Here is a 20,267-nt window from a genome sequence, read left to right on the forward strand (position 1 = left end):
TCATCGGGCGAAAAGGGAGCTAACGTGAGCGAGGAGCGCAAAAAATTCAAACGCGAGTTTGCCGAATCCCGGCAGGAAGCGCTGATTCTCGCCACGCTCGAACTGGTGGCCGAGAAAGGCGTGCGCGGTGCCACGGTGCGGGGAATCGCCGAACGCGCCGATGTGACCCAGGGCCTGATCCGCCACTATTTCAGCTCCAAGGAAGAGCTGATCATCGCCGCCTACGAGCACCACATGAACCAGATGACGGACGACACCTTTGCTCCCGGCGCGGCAGAGGGCACCGCCCGCGGACGGCTCCGCGCGTTTGTCGACGGCTCGCTGACACCGCCGGTGGTCGACCCGCGCTCGCTGGCGCTCTGGGCCAGCTTTCTGAACAAGGTGCAGAACGACGCGCAGATGAAGGCCACGCACGAACGCACCTACGCCTATTTCCGCGACCAGCTTGAGGGCCTGATCAAGGCCGCGCTGGAAGAGGCCGGCCGCCCGGCGCCCCCTGCCCGGCTGCGCCAGCTGGCGATTGCCTGCAACGCTGTGATCGACGGGCTGTGGCTGGAGGGCGGCGCCCTGCCGGATGCTTTTACGCCCGGCGAACTGGTTGAAATCGGACGGCAATCCGTTGCCGCCATCGTTGAATTGGATCTAACGCAGGAGGCTGAAACCTGATGAGGCTGACAGCAATCACCGAACGTCTGGCCGGATTGGGCGGCGGCAAATGGGAAGTGCACCTGAAGGCGCGCGAACGGGCCGAGGCTGGTGCGGACCTGGTCGAGATGACCATCGGCGAGCCCGACGTGCCCGCCCCGCAGGAACTGCTCGACGCAGCCGCGCACGCTCTGCAATCGGGCCGCACCTGCTATTCCAACGGCCGCGGCGAAGCCGGGTTGTGCGCCGCCCTGGCCGAGGCCTACACCGCCAGCCGCGGCCGCGCCTTCACGCCGGAAAACATCCTCTGCTTTCCGGGCACCCAGACGTCGCTTTATGCCGTCATGCAAGGCGTCGCCGAGCCAGGCACCGAGGTGCTGGTGGGCGACCCGATGTATGCCACCTACGAGGGCGTGATCCGCGCCGCCGGGGCGGAGCCCGCTCCGGTGCCGCTGCGCCCCGAGGCCGGCTTCCGCATGCAGGCCGCCGATATTGCCGAACGCATCACTCCGCAGAGCCGCGCCATCCTGCTCACCACTCCACACAACCCCACCGGCGCCATCCTGACGGCGCAGGACCTGCGGGAAATCGGCGAGTTGGCCATCCAGCACGATCTCTGGATCATCTCGGACGAAGTCTATGAGCATCTTGTGTTCGAAGGCGCCGGGTTTGTCTCGCCGCTCTCCGACCCGGCCCTGGCGGACCGGGTGATCGCGGTCTCCTCAATCTCCAAATCCCACGCCGCCCCGGGTTTCCGCAGCGGCTGGTGCGTCGGCCCCGCAGACTTCTGCACTGCCCTGCTGCCGGTCTCGGAAACCATGCTGTTCGGCAACCAGCCCTTCATCGCCGACATGACCGAAAAAGCGGTGCGCGAGGGTTCCTCCGTCGCCGCTGGCATGGCCGCCCGCTTCTCCGCCCGCGCAGCACTGCTGGAACAGCGGCTGCATGGCGAGACCGGGCTGACCGTGCACCGCCCCGATGCCGGCATGTTCGCCCTGGTTAATGTCGCCGCCACCGGCATGGACGGCGACGCCTACGCCTGGGACCTGTTGGAGCACGGCGTCTCCGTGATGCCCGGCTCCGCATTCGGAGACAGCCTGCGCGACTGGGTGCGGGTCGCGCTCACCATCGACGACAGCAAATTCGCCACCGCGCTCGACCGCATCGTGGCCCACGCAAACCGCAAGAAACGGAGCGTTGCATGACCAAACAAACAGTGGGTGAGGCGCTGGTCTCTGGCCTCAAGGCACGCGGTGTCTCCTGCGTCTTCGGCATTCCCGGCGTCCACACCGTGGAACTCTACCGCGGCCTCGCCGCCTCCGGCATCCGCCATGTCACCCCCCGCCACGAGCAGGGCGCGGGCTTCATGGCCGACGGCTATGCCCGGGCCTCCGGCAAGCCCGGCGTCGCCTTTGTCATTACCGGCCCCGGCCTCACCAACACGCTGACCCCGATGGCCCAGGCGCGCGCCAACTCGGTGCCGATGCTGGTGCTCTCCGGCGTCAACGCCAGTCCCACCCTCGGCAAGGGCCACGGCCACCTGCATGAACTGCCCGACCAGCACGCGCTGGCCAAGACCGTGGCGCTGGTGTCCGAACATGTCGCCCGGCCGCAGGAGCTGAGCACCGCGCTGGACCGCGCCTTTGCCCCCTTCTCCGCAGGCCGCCCCGGCCCCACCCACATCCAGATCCCGCTGGACGTGGCAGGCACCGCAGCAGACGGCGGCCTGGCCGCAGCAGACACCGCAAAACCGGCGCTGGATGCGGCCCAGATCGCGCAGGCCGCAGACCGGCTTTCCGCGGCCAAACAGGTGGTTATCCTCGCCGGCGGCGGCGCCAAAACCGGGGGCGCAGATCTGCAAGCCCTGGCCGAACGGCTCGACGCGCCGGTGGTGCAAACCGTCAACGCCCGCGGGCTGATGCACGGCCATGCGCTGACCGTCCCGGCCAGCCCCAGCCTGCAGGCCGTCCGCACCCTGATCGAAGACGCCGATTGCGTCCTGGCCCTGGGAACCGAGCTCGGGCCCACCGACTACAACATGTACGCCACCGACAGCATGGCGGCCATGCAAGATCTGATCCGTGTCGACATCTGCGCCGAACAATTGGCCCGCCACGGCGCCGCGCTCGCCATCCAGGGCCGCGCGGATGAGGCGGTCTCCGGGCTGCTTGCCGCCCTGCCAGGCAAGTCCAACCAAAGCGCAGGCGCCGCCCGCGCCGAACAGGCCCGCGCCGCTGCGTTTGAGGAGATCGGCCCGGATTACCGCGCCCAGGTCGAAGTCCTGAACGCCATGCGCGCAGCGGTGCCGCAGGCGCTGATGGTGGGCGACTCCACCCAGCCGATCTATGCCGGCAACCTTTATTACGACCACGACCGCCCCGGCGGCTGGTTCAACGCCGCCACCGGCTATGGCGCGCTTGGCTACGGCATCCCCGCCGCCATCGGCGCCGCCATTGCCGCCCCGGACACCCCGGTGATCTGCATCGCCGGCGACGGCGGCGCCCAGTTCTCGCTGCCCGAGATCATGGCCGCGGTGGACGAAAGCCTGCCCATTACCTTCGTGTTGTGGAACAACCGCGGCTACGGAGAAATCGCCAGCTCGATGGAGGCCGTCGAGGTCGAGGTGGTCGGCTGCGACCCCACCCCGCCGGAGTTTGCCGCCACGGCCCAGTCCTTCGGCATTCCCTTCACCCGCGTGCCGCAGAACCCGAAGGCCATCGCCGCTGCACTGATCGAAGCGCAAGCACGCAAAGCCCCTTCCATCGTGGAAATCGAAATCACCGGCCCCGCGCCGGAGCAGGAGTAACCCATGCGCAATCCCACCTTTGAGTTCACCCGCGCCATCACCCGCCGCCCGGCCGCAACCATCGCCGCAGGCCTGCGCGCCGAGGACATTGGCAACCCCAGCCTCGGCAGCATGCTGGCCGCCCACACGGCCTATGTCGCTGCCCTGCGCAGCACCGGCGCCGAGGTGATCGAGCTGGAGCCGCTTGAGGCCTTCCCCGACGCCCAGTTTGTCGAGGACACCGCGCTTTGCCTGCCCCAGGGCGCCATCCTGATGCGCCCCGGCGCGCCCTCGCGCCTGGGGGAAGTCGCGGAAATGGCCCCCACGTTGCGCGCTTGCTATGACACCGTCCGCGAAATCAAAGGCCCGGGCCATATCGAGGGCGGAGACATCCTGGTGACGGAGAAGGAAATCCTGGTCGGCCGCTCAGACCGCACCGATGCCGCAGGCGTTGCCGAACTGGCAGAGATCGCCGCCGAATGGGGCCACGCCTTGAGCGAAGTCTTCACCCCCGAGGGCGTCTTGCACTTCAAGACCGACTGCTCGCTGATGGACGCTGAGACTATCCTGTCGACCAAACGCCTGGATGCCTCGGGCTGCTTCGAAGGCTACCGGGTGCTGCATGTGCCCGAGGGTGAGGAAGCCGCAGCCAATGCCATCCGCTTCAACAACCTGGTGCTGATGGCCGCCGGCTTCCCGCGCACGGCTGAAATGCTGGACAAGGCGGGCTTTGAGATCGTCCAGATCGACAACACCGACTGCGCCAAGCTGGATGGCGGCATGTCCTGCCTGTCCTTGCGTTTCTGACCTGGAACCGGGCCCGGTGCCGCCGCGCCGGGCCTACCCCGAGACCAGATCCTCTGCGGTTGCAAAGCTGCAGCTGAAGGTAAAGGCCGATCCCCGGCCCAGTTCGGAGCAGGCACTGATCTCTCCGCCCATCAGCCCCGCCAGCCGCGCCGCGATGGTCAGCCCCAGCCCGGTCCCGCCGAAATCCCGTGTGGTGGCGCTGTCAGCCTGGGAGAACGCGCTGAAAATTCCTGCAAGCTTTTCCTCTGCAATACCGATCCCGGTGTCCTCCACCGTGATGCTCAGCATCGCCTGCCCCCCGGCCGCCCGGCCTGCCACACGAACGGAGACAGACCCTTCCTCGGTGAATTTCACCGCATTGCCGACCAGATTGACAATGATCTGCCGGATCCGCCCGTCATCCCCCAGGATCGCCGTCGGCACATCCGGGTCATAGTCCAGCGCCAGCGCCACCCGGCTTTCCGCTGCCTTGGGCGCCAGCATGCGGACCACGCCGGACAGCAGCTCCCGCAGGTCCAGCGGTGCCTGCCGCAACTCCATCCGCCCGGCTTCGATCTTGGAGAAGTCGAGGATCTCATTGATGATTTCCAGCAGCGCCTCGCCGGACTCCAGTATGGTGCGCGCATAAAGCGCCTGATCCTCGTCCAGCTCGGTCTCCTCCAGCAGCGCGGCCATCCCCAGCACCGCATTCATCGGCGTGCGGATCTCATGGCTCATGGTGGCCAGAAACTCGGACTTGGCCTTGTTGCCCGCCTCGGCGGCACGGGTGCGCTCCTTCACCTTGTCCTCCAGCGAGTCCGCCAGCGACTTCAACTCCGCGTTGCTGCGGTCCAGATGCTCCAGCACTTCGCCAAAGGCCAAGGCCAGCTTGCCGATCTCGTCTTTGCCGCAATCCGGCACGCTGCGGCGGCTGCCGTTGCTGATACTGGTCGCAAAGCCGGTCAGCCGCTGAACCGGACGGGTGATCCTGCCAGCCATCACCACCGCCGCCAGCGAGGCCAGCAGCGCGCAGATGCCGGAAAACAGCAGCGTCCAACGGAAGTTCTCCATCCGCTCGCGCTCCAGCCCGGCCGTTGAAAACGCCATCACCACATAGCCGAGCCGGGTATCCGCAGTTGCCTGGATCGGACCTGCCACCTTGATCACGCCATCCTCGGTCAGGCTCACCCACTCCTTGCTGGCAACGGCGGCACGCAGGGCCGGTCCGGAATAGGGTTTGCCGCGCAGCGGGTTGTCGTCGGTGCCATCGGTCAGCACCCTGGTGCTGGCGCCCAGGATCAGCACCTGCATGGCGCCCTCGCTGGCCAGCACCGATCCCGCCTGCTGCCGCAGCCGCCGGATATCCAGAATGTACAACGGCTCCAGCACCGCCTCGCCCAAGGTCTTCGCCAGCTGCATCGTATGGCGCTCAAAGGCCGCAACCGAAGCCCGGTGGGCCAGCGTCACCGAAATAGCCAACTCCGCGCCCGCAACCGCAAAGACGATCAAGACGGTATAGGCAACCAGCTTGGTTCTGAGACTGGACAGCATCTGTTCAGTTGCTGCCGATCAGGTCAGAGACCGGTGCCTGGAGTTGCTCCAGCAGTTCAAGGGTTCCCTCCGGGATGGCATCAAATTTCGTTGTCCTTTCAAAATCCTGCAGCACATCGCGCCCCAACTCGTTCTGATCCATGCCGGTCAGCGCCGCCTGCACCGCAGAGGCCAGCGGTTCGCTCATACCCGGTGCCACGCTGACCACGTGGCGCGGGATCGCCTCGGTTTCCAGCAGGATCTCAAGCTCGCCGATATCGCCGCCCGCCCGCCTGTTCAGGTTGTCCAAAGACATCGCCCCCGCATCAACCAGCCCGCGCAGCACCCATTCGATTGTGTTTTCGTCACCGCCGGAGAAGACATAGCCGGTGCCGTTTTCCGGACCTTCCGAACGCGGCCCCCCTAATTCTGCCAGCGGCATTGCGCGCGCAGTGATCGCAAGGCGCGGCAGGAAATACCCGCTGGACGAGAAGGCCTCCTCGAATGCGACCACGCGCCCCTTCAGGTCCTGCAACGACCGGATGCCGCTGTCGCGGCGGGCAAACAGGACAGAATGATACTGGGCGATCCCCCTTTTCCACTGCCGTGCCACCAGACGGCTGCCGCTTTGGGTGCCAACGGCCAGTGACACCAGCGGGCTGTCCACGTAGATATCAACCTCACCGCTGCGCAGAAGCTCGGCCATATGGCCAATGTCCCTGGCAATCACGACACCGCCGCCGGCGACCCCCTGCTCCGCCAGCTGCGCCGCCAGATGCTCGGCAAAGGGCTGAAAGGTCCGGGTCTCCTTGACCGGCTCATCGCTGATCGTGCCCACCACAAGCATCCGCGCAGCCGCCATCTGGCCGCAAAGCAGGCTGAAGCACAGACATGCCAGCAGGACGGGATATTTGATGCTCACGGGAGTTCCCATTCCAGCTCTCCATACTGCAAAAACGGCTCTGCCCCAGCCGGTGCGCCGGGAAAGCGCCGGTACCGCGCAGTCTACCCACGGTTGCTCTGCAGTAATTGGTACAGGAAGTTTCTTACTATCCGAAGAATCATTTGAGGCCGGCTTTAACAAATCCGCCCGCATGTGTTCTCAGAACCGTCCCGGCCAGCGCTGCCGGAACGCGCCCGGGCTGGCCTTCCCCACCCGGGCCGCCCCTCTCAGGCCGCACTCACCCCGGCCGCCTTCGCTCAAGCAGGCACAAAAGCCGCGCGTTTCCAGCCGCGCTGCAAAACCGGATCTCCGGCCGCGCCTCTCCAGCCCGGTGTTTAACACCAGGTCAGAGCATATCAGCATCGTGAATGTGATGGCGGAGACGAAGGGATTCGAACCCTCGAGACGGTTTCCCGCCTACTCCCTTAGCAGGGGAGCGCCTTCGACCACTCGGCCACGTCTCCGCTGACCCGTCTATCAGCGCTTGGGAACCAAGAACAAGGGCAAAATGCGTTATCCACAGAAATTTCTTGCCGCTGCTGCCGCCTGGCCCGCTGCCAGGCGGCGCATGTTATCAATGCCTTAGGGCAGCAGCGCCAAACGCTTGAGAAACAGCGACTTCACCGCCTCCGTCTCCACCGTCATGCAGACCTTGACCGACGCCCGGGTGCTGTCCGGCGCGGCCAGTGTGGCGCCGGAGGTTTCACCCGCACAGGACACCTGCAGCGGCACCTCCCGCATCCCGAACAGCTCCGGGTTGGTGCAGGCAATCACCGCCGCCGGATCGTGCAGCGAGCAGCCGTTGAGGCCCGCAACTTCGAGGTAGAACTTGATATAGAAATGCGACATTTCCTGCAGCATGCCGCCCAGTTCCGGCGACTGCGCGGCAACCGCCGCAAAATCCTCAGGCAAGCAAAGAATGCGGTGGGTGACGTCCAAGCCGACAAAGACCACCTTGCCCCCGCCCTGGCAGACAATGTCCGCCGCATGCGGGTCGTGATAGATATTCGCCTCGGCATGCGGGGTGATGTTGCCGCCCTCCTCCAGCGAGCCGCCCATCACCACGATGGATTTCACATTCCTGATGAACTCCGGATCCCGCTGCATCGCCAGCGCAATATTGGTCAGCGGCCCGATCGGGCAGACCACCAGCTCACCTTTATGTTCGCGCGCCATGCGGCAGAGGAAATCCGCAGCCACTTCCTCCAGCTCCTTGCCCTTCGGCTCTGCCGCCGGGATGTATCCAAAACCCTCCTCCCCATGAACATGCGCCGAAGGGGTGAAGGGCGGCAGCACCAGCGGTGCCGCGGCACCGGCCGCCACGGGCACCTCCAGCTCCGCCGCCTCCAGCAGCCGCAAAGCGTTGCGGGTTGCGGTTTCGGTGGTCACATTGCCAAAGATCGTGGTCAGCCCCAGCAGCTCGATATCCGGCGCCGCGGCGGCATAGAAGATCGCCATCGCATCGTCGATACCCGGATCGGTGTCGATAATCAGTTTCACCATCTGCCTGAACCCTCCGGCCTATTTGAACTTGTCGAGCAGTTTCTCCATCGCCGAGCGGGTGTCCGGCGCCGGCTCTTCCTTGGCGGGCTTCTTGGTCTCCGCCTTGGGCTTGGTGGCCGAGCTGCGCGGCGGCGCCACCCGCAGGGCTACTGCGTTCATGAACTTGCCGCCATCGCCCTTGGCCAGCTCCGCCGCCCCGTCCGAAATCCCGCGCATCAGGTCGTCCAGCCAGCCTTCATCCGCCTTGGGAAAGTCGCGCAGCACATAGCCTGCCACCGCGTCCTTGTGGCCGGGATGGCCGATGCCCAGCCGCACCCGGGCGTAATCCGCGCCGATATGCGAATGGATCGAGCGCAAGCCGTTGTGGCCGGCATGGCCGCCGCCCTGCTTCATGCGCGCCTTGCCCGGTGCCAGGTCCAGCTCGTCATGCAGCACCACCACATCCGCAGGCGTCAGCTTGTAAAACCGCATCGCTTCGCCCACCGACTGGCCGGAGAGGTTCATGAAGGTCTGCGGCTTCAACAGCAGCACCTTTTCACCGCCCAGATTGCCCTCGCTCAGCAGGGCCTGGAACTTCGACTTCCATGGGCTGAACCCGTGATCGCCGGCAATTTGGTCCAGCGCCATAAAGCCGATGTTATGGCGGTTGCGCTCATACTTTCCGCCGGGATTACCCAGGCCGACAAAGAGTTTCATGGGATCTGCCCGCTTGCGTTTCTGTAGCCTTGAGTGATGCCCCATTTACCCGCCGGAATCCAGAGGCAGGCGGGATCAGGCATAGCGCCTGTCCGCAGCAAAAGGCGCCAGGTCGAGGTTAGGCTGCCGCCCCTCGGCCAGGTCCGTGATCAGCCGCCCGGTGATGCCGCCCAGGGTCAGGCCGATATGCTGGTGGCCAAAGGCATAGAGCAGCCGGTCCGACGGCGGGCTTGGCCCGATCACCGGCAGCGAGTCCGGCATCGTCGGGCGGAACCCCAGCCACTCGCTGGCGGGCTCTGGCAGCGGTCCCAGCATCTCTGCCCCCTTGCGGGCGATGTGATCCAGACGGTTGCGGTTCGCCGGCGCATCCAGTGCCGCAATCTCAACCGTGCCGGTCAGCCGCAGCCCCTTGGCGTGGGGCACCGCGTAAAACCCCGCCTCGCCCCAGCCGACAGGCCGCGTCACCCGCTGCGCCTCGCCGTCATACATCAGGTGATAGCCGCGCTCGGTGCCCAGCGGCAGCTTCCCGGTCCCGGCCCCCGCGATCTGCTTCGAGAATGCGCCGCTGGCAATTACCGCGCGTTCCGCCGTCAGGCTCTGACCGCCGGCCCGCAGCTCAACGCCCGTGCCTGAGGCCCGCACCTCCTCCACCGGTGCCCGCAGGGTGGTGCCGCCAAGTTCCGTGAAGGCCTTGTGCATCCGGGTGATGAATTCCAGCGGATCACGCAGGTGCCGGGCAGCGTGGAAATGCACCGCCCGCGCCACCGGCAGGTGCAGCCCCGGCTCCATCTCATAAGCCTCGTCCGGCACCACCTCGCGCCAGGCCACGCCCAAGCTTCGGCGGCGCTCCAGCCCGGCGGTTGCCGCTTCCGCAGCTTGCGCAGTGGACCAGACCGACAGCTGGCCGCGCTCCACCACCAGGTCCCCGGCGCCTGCGGCCTCGATCAGAGGATTGATCCCGGCATCCGCATGGGCCAGCAGATCCGTCAGATGCCCGGCAATCCGCCGCGACGGGCCGCTGCGGCAATTGGCCAGAAAGGACAGCATCCAACCGGGGTTGCGCAGCGCATGGGCATAAGACAGCGACAGCGGGCTGTCCTTGGAAAACATCAGGCTGGGCAGCGACCGCAGCACCGAAGGATCATTCACCGGCAGGCAGGCATAGGTCGCGAGCGTGCAGGCGTTGCCATAGCTGGTGCCCGAGCCCGGCGGCTCAGGGTCCAGCAGCAGCACCCGGTGGCCGCGCATCTGCGCCCACAGCGCGCAGCTCATCCCGACCGCGCCCGCGCCTGCAATGGCAATGCCGTAATCCGCCATGGCTGCCTCCCCTGCCCTGACGGGAAATGGGGCAGCCAAGCGGCGCAAAGTCAAACGAAAAACGGGGCCCCGAAGAACCCCGTTTCATCCAAACCCGAAAGGGCCAAGGATTTATGCTTCAGCAGCTTCCGCTTCGCCTTCTTCGCCTTCGCCGTCTTCGTCATCGGAAGAGGACAGGCCGGCCGGTGCTGCGATGTTCGCAATCACGAAATCGCGGTCGATGGTCGGCTTGGTGCCTTTGGGCAGCTCGATCGACGAGATGGTGACAACGTCGCCGATGTTCAGGCCGGTGATGTCGACGGTGATCTTCTCCGGGATGTCGCCCGCGGTCACAACCAGTTCCACCTCGGGGCGGACAACGGTCAGCATGCCGCCCTTCTTGATGCCGGGAGCTGCTTCTTCGCCCACGAATTCAACCGGGATGAACAGGTTGATTTTCGAGGTGCGGCGCAGGCGCATCAGGTCCAGGTGGGTCGGCAGGTCTTTGACAACGTCGCGCTGAACGTCGCGGCAGATCACGCGCACGTCTTCCTGGCCTTCCACTTTCAGGTTCCACAGGGTGGACTTGAACTGGCCGGCTTTCAGCTTTTTCAGCAGCTCATTGAACGGGATCTGGATTGCCAGCGGCTCTGCGTCGCCACCGTAAACCACACCCGGAACCATGCCTGCGCGGCGCGCAGCGCGAGCGGCGCCCTTGCCCGTCCCCGCACGTTCCTGGGCGACGAGATCAGGAATTTCTTTTGCCATCTTAATTCTCCAATATGACTATCGGGGTGCCTCCAAGGCTGTCACCCCGCGTGAAGCCGTGCCTATAGACCGGTTGACGTGTTTTGGGAAGGGGCAAAGCCCCCTGCCCGCCGGTCCAAAGGCACTATTCCTGCCAGCGCCCGCCGAAATCCTGCGGCACCAGCAGATTATGGCGCCCAAGGTCGGCAACCGAGCGCTCGCCGCACAGCGCCATAGTGGTGTCCAGCTCCTTGCGAATCACCTCCAGCGCCTCGGTGACGCCCTTTTGGCCGCGCGCGCCCAGCCCATAGACAAAGGCGCGGCCGATCATCGTGCCCTTGGCGCCCAGCGCCAGCGCCTTCAACACGTCCTGACCCGAGCGGATGCCGCTGTCCAGATGCACCTCCACATCGCTGCCCACCGCATCCATGATCTGCGGCAGCATCCGGATTGAGCTCAGCGCGCCATCCAGCTGCCGCCCGCCGTGGTTGGACACCACAATGGCGTCGGCACCCAGTTTGGCCGCCATCCTGGCATCCTCGGCATCCAGGATCCCCTTCAGGATCACCTTGCCGCCCCACAGCTCCATCAGCTTCTCGATCTTGCCCCAGTCCAGCGCCGGGTCAAACTGCTCCGCCGTCCAGGCGCCCAGCTGCGAGGTGTCGGAAACCCCCTGCACGTGCCCCACGATATTGCCGAAGTTGCGCCGCTTGGCCCCCAGCATTTCAATGCCCCAGGCCCATTTGGTCATCAGGTTGGCAATGGTCCTGGGCGTCAGCTTGGGCGGCGCCGACAGGCCGTTCTTCAGGTCCTTGTGCCGCTGCCCCAGGATCTGCAGGTCCAGCGTGATCACCAGGGCGGAGCATTTGGCGTCCTTGGCGCGCTGGATCAGGCGGCGGATATAATCCTCGTCCCGCATGGTATAAAGCTGGAACCAGAACGGTTTATCCGTCGCCTCTGCCACCTCTTCGATCGAGTTGATCGACATGGTCGACAGGGTGAAGGGCACGCCGAACTTTTCCGCCGCGCGGGCCGCCTTGATCTCGCCGTCCGCGTGCTGCATCCCCGTCAGCCCCACCGGCGCAAGGGCCACCGGCATCGCCACCTCCTGGCCGATCATTTGGGCCGCCGTGCTGCGCCCCGTCATATCCACCGCCACCCGCTGGCGCAGGCGGATCTGCTCGAAGTCCGAGGTGTTCTCGCGGAAGGTCTGTTCGGTCCAGCTGCCGCTTTCGGCATAGTCAAAGAACATGCGCGGCACGCGGCGTTCATAGATGCGCTTCAGGTCGTTGATATTGGTGATCACCGGCACCGGACTCTCTCCCGCTTCAATCTGGTAAAGTTTCCTTACCAATTTTGAGCAACCCCTGCAATGCCGCCGTTGCCGCACCCCTGAAAACGCAAAAAGCCGCACCCGGAGGCGCGGCTTCAATCGTTCTTTTCTGCCTAGAGGCTCAGCCCTTATGCGCGCCATCCGCCAGCGATTTCACAAAACCCAGAACCTCAGCCGGCGATTTGCCCGCGCCGATCTGGCTGACGATGGCGCTGCCCACCACCGCGCCGTCCGAAATCGAGGCGATGTTCTGCGCCTTCTCCGGCGTGTTGATGCCAAAGCCGACGATGACCGGCAGATCGGTGGCCGCCTTGATGCGGGCCACCTCGGGGCCAACGTCGCCCGCCTCGGCCTCAGCAGCGCCGGTGATACCGGTGATCGAGACGTAATAGACAAAGCCCGAGGTGTTCTGCAGCACCTTCGGCAGCCGCGCATCGTCGGTGGTCGGGGTTGCCAGGCGGATAAAGTTCAGCCCCGCCTTCTGCGCCGGGATGCACAGTTCGTCATCCTCTTCCGGCGGCAGGTCGACCACGATCAGCCCGTCGATGCCCGCGGCCTTGGCGTCTTCCAGGAACTTGTCCACCCCGCGGTTGTAGATCGGGTTGTAATAGCCCATCAGCACGATCGGGGTGCTGTCGTCCTCCTTGCGGAAGTCTGATGCCAGCTGCAGCGTCTTCTCCAGCGTCATGCCGCCGTCCAGCGCCCGCTGGCCGGCCAGCTGAATGGTCGGCCCGTCGGCCATCGGATCGGTGAAGGGCAGGCCCAGCTCGATGATGTCAACGCCTGCGCCCGGCAGCCCTTTGACCACCTCCAAAGAGGTCTCATAGTCAGGATCGCCCGCCATCACATAGGTGACAAAGGCTTTCTTTCCGGCGGCGTTCAGGGCGGCGAATTTGGCATCGATACGGGTCATGGGCGGGCCTTTTGAAATATGTCCGCCCCGGTGTGCCGAATGTTGCCGGGGAAATCAATCCCGGGCCGCACCTCGGCCCGGGACGGAACCGGTTCAAATCCCGGATCAGCCGCCCAGCGGAATGTGCCAGCGCAGGGTCAGCGAATTCACGCCCGGGTTTTCATCCGCGGTCGAGGCGTTGGACTTGTGGCTGAAGGCCAGCGACACCGCGCGGCCGTTCTGAAACCGCTTGCCGAGCGCAAACAGGGTGCGGATCTCAAAGGCCGAGCCCAGGTCATTGCCGGCCGAGCTTTCGTGGTAGGCGCCCGGCATCACGCTGTTCTCGATAAACCAGTCGTTGTTCAGATCAATCACCGCACTGATGCCGACGCCGGCAAACACGTCACCGGTCTCCTGCACCTCAAGTGTGGCGCCGAACCGCGTGGACAGACGCCCCTTCTCGTGGAACGGAGAGTGCAGATAGTCGACAGCAAACTGCGCCCCGTCCTCTGCGGTTTCGCGGTGATAATCGGAATAGCCCAGGCCCAGGGTCACTTCCTGCGCGGCAGCAGGCATCGCCAAGGCAGCTGAGGCCGCAGCCGCCAGCAAAGCTGTGTGTTTCATTCTAGCCCCTCGCAAAATTATCTATTTTGCACCAAGATATTTTTTTGTGCTGGTTTTCCAAGGCTCCTCACGAAAAAGCAATATGAGGGCTTACTGTGCAGCGCCGCACAGAGGGCGATTGTGGCCCTTTTGCCAGCCATACTTGGCTTGCGCGCACGCCCAATGCTGCCTAGAAGCAGCTCCCAAGTGGCATCAGGAGGCCGAAATGGGCTTTAAAATGGGAATCGTCGGCCTGCCGAATGTTGGCAAATCGACGCTGTTCAACGCGCTAACCAAAACCGCCTCGGCGCAGGCGGCCAATTTTCCGTTCTGCACCATCGAGCCCAACGTGGGCGAAGTGGGCGTGCCGGACGCCCGCCTGGACAAGCTGGCGGCAATTGCGCAATCCAAGCAGATCATCCCGACCCGGATGACATTCGTCGACATCGCGGGCCTGGTCAAGGGCGCCTCCAAGGGCGAAGGCCTGGGCAACCAGTTCCTGGCCAACATCCGCGAAACCGACGCGATTGCCCATGTGCTGCGCTGTTTCGAAGACGGCGACGTGACCCATGTGGACGGCCATGTGAACCCGGTCGCCGATGCCGAGGTGATCGAGACCGAGCTGATGCTGGCCGATCTGGAAAGCATCGAAAAGCGACGCGCCAACCTGGTGCGCAAGCTGAAGGGCAACGACAAGGAGGCCCAGCAGCAGGACCGCCTGCTGGCCGAAGCCCAGGCGATGCTGGAAGACGGCAAGCCTGCCCGCCTGGTCGAGGTCGACGCCGAGGACGCCAAGGCCTGGAAGATGCTGCAGCTGTTGACCACCAAGCCGGTGCTTTACGTCTGCAACGTCGGCGAGTCGGAATCGGTCGAGGGCAATGAACACTCCGCCAAAGTGGCCGAAATGGCTGCGGCGCAGGGCAATGCCCATGTGATCATCTCCGCCCAGATCGAGGAAGAGATCAGCCAGCTGGACGCCGATGAGGCGCAGATGTTCCTGGAGGAGATGGGCCTGGCCGAAGCCGGTTTGGACCGGCTGATCCGCGCCGGTTACGAGCTCTTGCACCTGGAAACCTATTTCACCGTCGGCCCCAAGGAGGCCCGCGCGTGGACCATCCGCACCGGCACCGCGGCACCGCAGGCGGCAGGCGTCATTCACGGCGATTTCGAGAAGGGCTTCATCCGGGCCGAGACCATCGCCTATGACGATTTCATCGCCTGCAATGGCGAGCAGGGCGCCAAGGAAGCCGGCAAGATGCGCGCCGAAGGCAAGAGCTACATCGTCAAGGACGGCGACGTTCTGCACTTCCTGTTCAACACCTGATCTCCAGGCACCCGGAACACCAGCTGCCCGCCATCCGCTTGGCGGGCGGTTGTTTTTCGGCCTCTTGCGGGATTGACCCGGGCGGCGGGATCGCGAACATGGGCGGCACCGGCACCGGATTTCCCGGGACGGCCGGCGCAATCGCACTACCATTACACCCGAATGCACTCAGGACAGCCGCCATGGAAAAAGACGACAGCATCAATGTTCTGGGCGGCCCGCTGGCGCCTTGCTCCACGGCGCCGCTGACCGGCTTTTTCCGCGACGGCCACTGCAACACCTGCGCCGAGGACCACGGCAGCCATACCGTTTGCGTGGTGATGACCGCCGAATTCCTGGCGTTTTCCAAATACGTCGGCAATGACCTGTCGACGCCGCGGCCCGAGTTCAACTTTACCGGCCTGCAGCCTGGCGACCGCTGGTGCTTGTGTGCCGCGCGTTTCCTGCAAGCCGCGGATGAGGGCTGCGCCCCCAAGGTGCACTTGGAAGCCACCCACCAGCGGGCACTGGAGATCGTGCCTTTGAGCATTCTGCAAAGCTATGCCGCAGATCCGGCCTGAGCCGGCGCATTGCCCCCGGGCCGCTTTACCGTTATGCCAGCATCAAGCCAGCTTCCGGACCCTCGCCGGCGCGCCAGCCTCCCCTCTCACGATACTGACAAGGAGGCTCGCACATGAGCTTTATCGCGATGAACCGCTTCAAGATCCGCCCGGGCCGTGAAGCCGATTTCGAGACCATCTGGAAAGAACGCGAAAGCCGTCTGAAAGAGCTGAAGGGCTTTCGCGAATTCCGCCTGCTTAAAGGCCCGGCCACCGAGGAGCACTGCCTCTATTCCAGCCATGTGATCTGGGACAGCCGCGAGGATTTCGAGGCCTGGACCAAGTCGCAGCAATTCCGCGATGCGCATAAGAACGCAGGCAAGCGCGAAGGCGAAAGCCCGATCCTGGGCCATCCGCAGTTCGAAGGGTTCGAGACCGTCCTGCTGGAGGCCTGAGCCGGCGCCCGCGGCAGTCCAATCCGGATCAGCCCGCCCGCCGCGGGCCGGGTGCCGGCCTGCCCGGCCCTGCCCCGTCCTCACCAGCCGCGCGGGCGGCCTTATCCTGCCAATCGCTGTCCAGGTCTGCCTCGCGGCCCGCATCCGGAGCATACCGCCCGACCGCACTGCTCAGCGCGTGTGACAACGCTTGCAGGTTCAGGGCCTCCTGCGCCAGGGCATCGGCGTCCCGGGCACTGGCTTCGGCGCTGTTTTGCAGGCGCTGGGACAAACCGGCGCCGTGCTGCGGGCGGCCGGATTGACTGCCGGACCCGGTCCCCGCCGCTGCCATCCCGGCCGGTCCCGGCATCGGCTCAGGCGGCTGCCCCACCGTTGCAGCAAGATCTTCGACAGCGTCCTGAACAGCCTGCAGGAGACCCGCAATCTGCGTTGTCACCGGCGGGCCGGAATCCGCACGCTCCCGCAGCCGCCGGGCCCGGTCCGCGATCCCGGCAGCGGCAGTTTCAGTGTGCTCCGCCAGCGCCTGCATCTGCGTTGCAAGCAGCGCGAGACCCTGCCCCCCGGCCCCGGCCTGGCCGGTTGCGGCTATGGCAGCGACCGCAAGCTTGCCGGTCTGGCTGGCAATGCCCTTGACCAGGCTGGCCGCATGCTCGGCGTCGCGGGCGGCTTCGGACAGCCCCTGGGCATTGCCCGTGCTTTCCTGCAGCGCGGCGCCCAGCCCGCTGATGGCCCCGGAGGCGGCGGCGACCCCGGCTGCCATGCCCTCGGCACCGCTGTTCAGCCGGTAAACCTCGCCGAGAATCTGGGTGGCGAGCCCGGAGCAGTCTCCGGCCGTGCCGGCGGCGCCATCAAGGGTTTCCGCCATCTCTTGCGACAGCGCGCTGGTTTCCGCCGCGCGGTCCGCGAATTGATCCGACAGCTGCTGCAACCCCGCTGACGAACGTTGCATCTGCCAAGCGTGCGCCCGGATTCCTTCCATCATTTCATGCATTTCCGCAATGAACGGATTGAACAGCGCAGCAAGTTCGGCGGCTTCGTCGCCCGTGCTCTCATCCAAGCGGCCGGACAGGCCGCCCCCGTTTGCGGTCATCGCCTGCAACTGCGCCTGAAGCGTGCCGGTTCCCAGCGTCGCGCCATGTTCGGCTGCGTTCAGGCCTAGAACCTCGTCCCGCAGCGGAACCCGGATGCCAATGGCCCGATCCAGCAGCTTGAAGAACAGAAAACTGCCGCCAAAGGCCCAGGCAAAGATCACCGCCACCCCTTCCAGCTGCACCAGCGCCTGCGCCCAGGCCGTGGGCGCCGCAAAGCTGCCCGGCAGCGCCAGAAAGGCCAGCAGCACCGTGCCCAAGGCACCGCACACGCCATGCACAGAAACCGCCCCCGCCACGTCGTCGAGCTTGAACCGCCGCTCAATCACGCTTTCCGAAATCACCACGCAGACGCCGGCGGCAAGGCCGGTCAGCAGCGCGCCGTAAAGGGTGACAACCTCACATCCCGCCGAGACCGCAACCAGCCCGCCCAGGCTGCCGTTGATCGGCCGCCGCGGGATGTTCACGTCATCCAGCGCGCGGCCCATCAAGAGACCGCCGAGACCACCAAAGGCCCCCGCCAGCAGCGTTTTCAGAATGATCTGGGAAAAGGCCGCCGCGCCCGGCGGCACGGTTGCGCTGTTGAAGCCGATCCAGCCCACCCACAACAGCAGAGCCCCTGCGGTGGCCAGCACATAGCTATGCCCCTGAATCTCATTCGGCATGCCGCCGGCCGTAAATTTCCCACGGCGCGCCCCTAGCACGATGACCGCCGCCAGCGCCACCCAGCCGCCCACCGAATGCACCACGGTGGAGCCTGCAAAATCGATAAACCCCCGGTCCGCCAGAAAGGCCGGATTGCCGCCGTTCAGCAGCCCGCCCCAGACCCAATGGCCGCTCACCGGGTAGATCACCGCGACCACGAACAGCGCCGAAAACAGATAGGCCGAATAGCGCATCCGCTCAGCCACGGCGCCGGACATGATGGTGGCCGCCGTGCCCGCAAACGCCGCCTGCAGCACAAAGAAAAGATTATGCCGGCTGTCCTGGCCAAAGAAGGCAAAGCCATCGGTGCCCAGCACCCCGCCCCAGGAGCTGCCGAACATCAGCCCAAAGCCGATCAGGTAGAACACGCCAATCGAAACCATGAAGTCGGAGATGTTCTTTTGCGCGACGTTGATGCTGTTCTTGGTACGCACCATGCCGGCCTCGATCAGCAGAAAACCGGCCTGCATCAGCAGCACCAGCGCCGCGGCAACCATCATCCACATATGGCCGCCGGCCGCCTGCAGCTGGGCGATGGATTCCTGCAAGGATTGGACCGTGACTTCCTGCATCGGCACCCCGGAAACTGATCACACTTGTAAAACTCAAGAAGTACACGCTTGAGGTGAATGATATGCGGGAAAAGATAATCTAAAGTGTACTTCGCCCGCCGCAGGCCGGGAAAACAGCGCCCCGCAAGCCGCCGCTCCATCAATTAATAAGAAAAAGCGGCGCGCCCCGCCGGGCCCGCCGCCACTGTCATTTTGCATTGCCGGAGCGGGGAGGCGTCACTCCTCGAAGGTCCGGCCTTCTTCGGTGTCGGACATGTCAAAGCCCAGGTGCTTGGCAACGGTGAACACATCCTTGTCGCCGCGGCCGCACATGTTCATGACGATGATGTGGTCCTTGGGCAGCTTGGGCGCGATCTTCGCCACATGGGCCAGCGCGTGGGAGGGCTCCAGCGCCGGGATGATGCCCTCGGTGCGGCAGCTGAGCTGGAAGGCCTCCAGCGCTTCCTTGTCGGTGATCGAAACATATTCGGCCCGGCCGGTTTCATGCAGCCAGGAATGCTCGGGGCCGATGCCGGGATAATCCAGCCCCGCGGAGATCGAGAAGCCCTCCTGGATCTGGCCGTCCCCGTCCTGCAGCAGGTAGGTGCGGTTGCCATGCAGCACGCCTGGGCGGCCGCCGGTCAGAGACGCACAGTGCTGCATCCGGTCGTCGACCCCCTTGCCGCCCGCTTCCACACCGATGATTTTCACCGAAGGGTCGTCCAGGAACGGGTAGAACAACCCGATGGCATTGGAGCCGCCGCCGATCGCAGCGATCACGGTGTCCGGAAGGCGGCCTTCGCCTTCCTGCTCGGCCAGCTGCCAGCGGGTTTCCTTGCCGATGATCGACTGGAAATCGCGCACCATCGCCGGATAGGGGTGCGGGCCGGCCGCGGTGCCGATGCAGTAAAACGTGTCGCGCACATTGGTGACCCAGTCGCGCAGCGCGTCGTTCATCGCGTCCTTCAGGGTGCCGCGGCCGGAAGTGACCGGGATCACCTCGGCCCCCAGAAGACGCATGCGGAACACGTTCGGAGCCTGGCGCTGCACATCATGCGCGCCCATGTAGACCACGCATTTCAGCCCGAACTTGGCACAGACGGTGGCGGTGGCGACGCCGTGCTGGCCGGCGCCGGTCTCGGCGATGATGCGGGTCTTGCCCATGCGGCGCGCCAGCAGAATCTGGCCCAGCACGTTGTTCACCTTATGCGCGCCGGTGTGGTTGAGCTCATCGCGCTTCATGTAGATCTTGGCGCCGCCCAGTTCCGCCGTCAGGCGCTCAGCATGATAAAGCGGGCTGGGGCGGCCGACATAGTGTTTCCACAGATCGTCCATCGCGGCCCAGAAGGAGGGGTCGTCCTTGGCTTTGTTGTATTCTTCCTCAAGGCTCAGGATCAGCGGCATCAGGGTTTCGGAGACGAAACGCCCGCCAAAGATACCAAAGCGGCCCTGTTCGTCCGGACCGTTCATGAAGCTGTTGAAAAGATCGTCGGCCATGGTTGTTCCCTCACTTTCGCAGCGCCCGCAATGACTATAGCGCGGCGGAGCCTTGGTAAAGGGGGCTTGGCGCAAGCAGCGGCGGCCGGACAGGGCCTCTGCCCTGCCGGTTTGGCTGTTTGCTGCTGTCTGCTGCCGGTCCTGATCGTCGGGTAGGTAAGGAAGGCGGCGCCGCCAACAGGCGGAGATGGGCAGGCGTATCCGCCTGCGTGCTAAACGTTGTCTCTGCACGTCCCCTGCCAAGGGGCCCGGTTCCAATGGTGCCGGGGGTGCCAGGCCCGGCGGAGATCGCGATCAACGGGAATATTGGCAGACCGGGTTTAAATTGCCGTGAGTGCAGCGTGCGCCG

The 20,267-nt window shown here is 65.1% G+C and carries 18 protein-coding genes and 1 tRNA gene; 7 read left to right on the top strand and 12 right to left on the bottom strand.

The genetic code is table 11. The annotated features are described in order from the left end of the window. Window positions 1–24: 24 nt before the first annotated feature. Genes ACXAEH_RS11245 through ACXAEH_RS11260 form a run of 4 tightly spaced genes read left to right on the top strand, consistent with a single transcriptional unit; the run spans window position 25 to window position 4,237 of the window. Window positions 25–666 (top strand): TetR/AcrR family transcriptional regulator, encoded by a 642-nt coding sequence (locus ACXAEH_RS11245; protein ID WP_475032836.1) that lies wholly within the window; start codon window positions 25–27, stop codon window positions 664–666. After that, window positions 666–1,850 carry a pyridoxal phosphate-dependent aminotransferase gene (locus tag ACXAEH_RS11250; protein ID WP_475032838.1) on the top strand — a complete coding sequence of 395 codons (1,185 nt, stop codon included), beginning with the start codon at window positions 666–668 and terminating at the stop codon, window positions 1,848–1,850. Before ACXAEH_RS11245 ends, ACXAEH_RS11250 begins: the two co-directional genes overlap by 1 nt. After that, entirely contained in the window at window positions 1,847–3,451 is a 1,605-nt protein-coding gene (locus ACXAEH_RS11255) for a 5-guanidino-2-oxopentanoate decarboxylase (RefSeq protein WP_475032839.1), read from the top strand. The genes ACXAEH_RS11250 and ACXAEH_RS11255 overlap by 4 nt, the downstream gene beginning before the upstream one ends. A gap of 3 nt (window positions 3,452–3,454) precedes the next feature. Then, window positions 3,455–4,237 carry an arginine deiminase family protein gene (locus ACXAEH_RS11260; RefSeq protein ID WP_475032840.1) on the top strand — a complete coding sequence of 261 codons (783 nt, stop codon included), beginning with the start codon at window positions 3,455–3,457 and terminating at the stop codon, window positions 4,235–4,237. 33 nt (window positions 4,238–4,270) lie between these two features. Here the strand turns inward: ACXAEH_RS11260 and ACXAEH_RS11265 are convergent, their stop codons facing one another. The 10 genes from ACXAEH_RS11265 to ACXAEH_RS11310 all read right to left on the bottom strand — a co-directional run bounded on the left by ACXAEH_RS11265 (window position 4,271) and on the right by ACXAEH_RS11310 (window position 13,780). Then, window positions 4,271–5,767, bottom strand: coding sequence for an ATP-binding protein (locus ACXAEH_RS11265; protein WP_475032843.1), 1,497 nt, complete (start codon window positions 5,765–5,767; stop codon window positions 4,271–4,273). Window positions 5,768–5,771: 4 nt separating this feature from the next. Beyond that, window positions 5,772–6,668: a phosphate/phosphite/phosphonate ABC transporter substrate-binding protein gene (locus ACXAEH_RS11270; RefSeq protein ID WP_475032845.1), complete on the bottom strand. Its 897-nt coding sequence runs from the start codon at window positions 6,666–6,668 to the stop codon at window positions 5,772–5,774. Between the two features lie 395 nt (window positions 6,669–7,063). Further along, a tRNA-Ser gene (locus tag ACXAEH_RS11275) sits at window positions 7,064–7,153 on the bottom strand. Between the two features lie 118 nt (window positions 7,154–7,271). Beyond that, a complete protein-coding gene (locus tag ACXAEH_RS11280; RefSeq protein WP_475032847.1) occupies window positions 7,272–8,192 on the bottom strand; it encodes a nucleoside hydrolase in 921 nt (306 codons plus the stop codon). A gap of 18 nt (window positions 8,193–8,210) precedes the next feature. Next, the gene (pth, locus tag ACXAEH_RS11285) at window positions 8,211–8,888 is read right to left on the bottom strand and encodes an aminoacyl-tRNA hydrolase (RefSeq protein ID WP_475032849.1); all 678 of its coding nucleotides are present in this window, start codon (window positions 8,886–8,888) and stop codon (window positions 8,211–8,213) included. Window positions 8,889–8,963: 75 nt separating this feature from the next. Continuing rightward, on the bottom strand, window positions 8,964–10,205 hold the full coding sequence (locus tag ACXAEH_RS11290) for an NAD(P)/FAD-dependent oxidoreductase (protein WP_475032850.1): 1,242 nt from the start codon (window positions 10,203–10,205) through the stop codon (window positions 8,964–8,966). A gap of 111 nt (window positions 10,206–10,316) precedes the next feature. Then, complete coding sequence (locus tag ACXAEH_RS11295; protein WP_475032852.1) at window positions 10,317–10,952, bottom strand: 50S ribosomal protein L25/general stress protein Ctc; 636 nt, start codon at window positions 10,950–10,952, stop codon at window positions 10,317–10,319. Window positions 10,953–11,076: 124 nt separating this feature from the next. After that, on the bottom strand, window positions 11,077–12,243 hold the full coding sequence (locus ACXAEH_RS11300; protein WP_475032854.1) for an alpha-hydroxy acid oxidase: 1,167 nt from the start codon (window positions 12,241–12,243) through the stop codon (window positions 11,077–11,079). A gap of 142 nt (window positions 12,244–12,385) precedes the next feature. Then, a complete protein-coding gene (gene trpA / locus ACXAEH_RS11305; protein WP_475032856.1) occupies window positions 12,386–13,177 on the bottom strand; it encodes a tryptophan synthase subunit alpha in 792 nt (263 codons plus the stop codon). A gap of 105 nt (window positions 13,178–13,282) precedes the next feature. Next, window positions 13,283–13,780: an acyloxyacyl hydrolase gene (locus ACXAEH_RS11310; RefSeq protein WP_475032857.1), complete on the bottom strand. Its 498-nt coding sequence runs from the start codon at window positions 13,778–13,780 to the stop codon at window positions 13,283–13,285. A gap of 205 nt (window positions 13,781–13,985) precedes the next feature. Between ACXAEH_RS11310 and ychF the strand changes: the two genes are divergently transcribed. From ychF to hmuQ, 3 genes are all read left to right on the top strand, one after another. Beyond that, on the top strand, window positions 13,986–15,083 hold the full coding sequence (gene ychF / locus ACXAEH_RS11315; protein WP_475032859.1) for a redox-regulated ATPase YchF: 1,098 nt from the start codon (window positions 13,986–13,988) through the stop codon (window positions 15,081–15,083). A 182-nt stretch (window positions 15,084–15,265) separates the two neighbouring features. Then, a complete protein-coding gene (locus ACXAEH_RS11320; protein ID WP_475032860.1) occupies window positions 15,266–15,643 on the top strand; it encodes a DUF2237 family protein in 378 nt (125 codons plus the stop codon). 113 nt (window positions 15,644–15,756) lie between these two features. Next, on the top strand, window positions 15,757–16,077 hold the full coding sequence (gene hmuQ / locus ACXAEH_RS11325; RefSeq protein ID WP_475032862.1) for a heme-degrading protein HmuQ: 321 nt from the start codon (window positions 15,757–15,759) through the stop codon (window positions 16,075–16,077). Between the two features lie 28 nt (window positions 16,078–16,105). On the opposite strand, the gene ACXAEH_RS11330 is transcribed toward hmuQ, so the two are convergent. Together ACXAEH_RS11330 and trpB are read right to left on the bottom strand one after the other, a co-directional pair. Then, a complete protein-coding gene (locus tag ACXAEH_RS11330) occupies window positions 16,106–18,442 on the bottom strand; it encodes an ammonium transporter (RefSeq protein ID WP_475032863.1) in 2,337 nt (778 codons plus the stop codon). Between the two features lie 216 nt (window positions 18,443–18,658). Further along, on the bottom strand, window positions 18,659–19,918 hold the full coding sequence (gene trpB / locus ACXAEH_RS11335) for a tryptophan synthase subunit beta (RefSeq protein WP_475032864.1): 1,260 nt from the start codon (window positions 19,916–19,918) through the stop codon (window positions 18,659–18,661). Window positions 19,919–20,267: the final 349 nt, after the last annotated feature.

Source organism: Leisingera sp. ABM4_060, assembly GCF_056158765.1.

Excerpts from the sequence above, each read along its gene's own strand:
- pth (WP_475032849.1), bottom strand. The coding sequence starts at position 8,888 with ATGAAACTCTTTGTCGGCCTGGGTAATCCCGGCGGAAAGTATGAGCGC.
- ACXAEH_RS11330 (WP_475032863.1), bottom strand. The coding sequence starts at position 18,442 with ATGCAGGAAGTCACGGTCCAATCCTTGCAGGAATCCATCGCCCAGCTG.
- trpB (WP_475032864.1), bottom strand. The coding sequence starts at position 19,918 with ATGGCCGACGATCTTTTCAACAGCTTCATGAACGGTCCGGACGAACAG.
- ACXAEH_RS11290 (WP_475032850.1), bottom strand. The coding sequence starts at position 10,205 with ATGGCGGATTACGGCATTGCCATTGCAGGCGCGGGCGCGGTCGGGATG.
- trpA (WP_475032856.1), bottom strand. The coding sequence starts at position 13,177 with ATGACCCGTATCGATGCCAAATTCGCCGCCCTGAACGCCGCCGGAAAG.
- ychF (WP_475032859.1), top strand. The coding sequence starts at position 13,986 with ATGGGCTTTAAAATGGGAATCGTCGGCCTGCCGAATGTTGGCAAATCG.
- ACXAEH_RS11280 (WP_475032847.1), bottom strand. The coding sequence starts at position 8,192 with ATGGTGAAACTGATTATCGACACCGATCCGGGTATCGACGATGCGATG.
- ACXAEH_RS11260 (WP_475032840.1), top strand. The coding sequence starts at position 3,455 with ATGCGCAATCCCACCTTTGAGTTCACCCGCGCCATCACCCGCCGCCCG.
- ACXAEH_RS11250 (WP_475032838.1), top strand. The coding sequence starts at position 666 with ATGAGGCTGACAGCAATCACCGAACGTCTGGCCGGATTGGGCGGCGGC.
- hmuQ (WP_475032862.1), top strand. The coding sequence starts at position 15,757 with ATGAGCTTTATCGCGATGAACCGCTTCAAGATCCGCCCGGGCCGTGAA.
- ACXAEH_RS11265 (WP_475032843.1), bottom strand. The coding sequence starts at position 5,767 with ATGCTGTCCAGTCTCAGAACCAAGCTGGTTGCCTATACCGTCTTGATC.
- ACXAEH_RS11320 (WP_475032860.1), top strand. The coding sequence starts at position 15,266 with ATGGAAAAAGACGACAGCATCAATGTTCTGGGCGGCCCGCTGGCGCCT.
- ACXAEH_RS11255 (WP_475032839.1), top strand. The coding sequence starts at position 1,847 with ATGACCAAACAAACAGTGGGTGAGGCGCTGGTCTCTGGCCTCAAGGCA.
- ACXAEH_RS11310 (WP_475032857.1), bottom strand. The coding sequence starts at position 13,780 with ATGAAACACACAGCTTTGCTGGCGGCTGCGGCCTCAGCTGCCTTGGCG.
- ACXAEH_RS11295 (WP_475032852.1), bottom strand. The coding sequence starts at position 10,952 with ATGGCAAAAGAAATTCCTGATCTCGTCGCCCAGGAACGTGCGGGGACG.